Source organism: Fulvivirga lutimaris, from assembly GCF_009711525.1.
Classification (GTDB): domain Bacteria; phylum Bacteroidota; class Bacteroidia; order Cytophagales; family Cyclobacteriaceae; genus Fulvivirga; species Fulvivirga lutimaris.
In genome coordinates, this window is sequence record NZ_SMLV01000066.1 from 1 (window position 1) to 1,032 (window position 1,032).

Genomic DNA, 1,032 nt, shown 5'->3' on the forward strand with positions numbered 1-1,032 from the left:
CAGCAAGAGAAATGTTTCGGATCATTAAAGAAGATGGTTATGAATTGACCTTCACAAATAACCAACTCACTGCTGAAATTATAAGCTCTGAGAAACCTGATTTGTTGGTACTACATGGAATGCCAAACAATATTATAAAACTAAAAACAGACTCCATTACAGAAACTTTGTATTTAAGCCCTTTAGCTAATGAGGAAGTTGAATCAATTGGAAAATTTGTTTTTAATGGTGGCGGCCTACTTCTATTTTTAAGTCACTTTCCGGGTGGAAGCGGTGGTCTTCCCTTATTAGAAGCATTTAACGTAAAGTTTAGAGATGGCTATGCTAATCAGCATCAATTTCATACCAGTAAAGGAGGTAAGTGTGGTCATTTCTTAATGAACTCCGAAAATGGAATGGTAAATTTTAATCATGCTATTTTTCAAAGTACACTTGACACTTCTTCAATTCCCACAAATATTAGATTCTATTGTGGTGCTGCGGTTTTTAGAAACCCTGAAGATGTAATCCTTGGCTTTCCTAATAACACAATAAATTACACTCCCACAAACGAAAAGTTTGATGCAGAAGAAATGTCAAGCTCCTATGCAGGTATGATAGGATTTAATTTTGGTTTAGGCAGAGTTATTATTTGTACTGATCAAGGAATATTTCGAAGTTTAAATTTATTCATTGAAGGTGAAAAAATTCCAGTAACAATTCACGACTCAAATTCAGAAAATGCCGGGCTTCTATTAAACACTTTGAGATGGTTAACTAAAAATCAGTAATTACAATATGACAATGGCCAAGACATCAGGCTGTCAGTGTTTTTTTAAATAAACCTAGAAGGCAGCGCTGAATGTTTTTCATCCAACTCCATCGGTACAGAAAAACCTGTAATGATTTTCCCATGGAACTAATTCCAATAGAAATAATCAGGCAAAAGCCTGGTTATATAATTAATGAAAATTTCTTAATAACACAGGAGCATTTTATCAAGTTTATCGCTCAAAATAGGTTCCAAAGTGTACTTTAGGACGACCATAAAAG

Annotated in this window: 1 protein-coding gene; it reads left to right on the plus strand. The window is 34.1% G+C overall.

Annotated features, from left to right (window positions below; translation table 11 throughout):
* The coding region (locus tag E1140_RS00200; RefSeq protein WP_185153315.1) for a hypothetical protein at positions 1-770 on the plus strand (770 nt) is incomplete at its 5' end.
* Between the last annotated feature and the right edge of the window lie 262 nt (positions 771-1,032).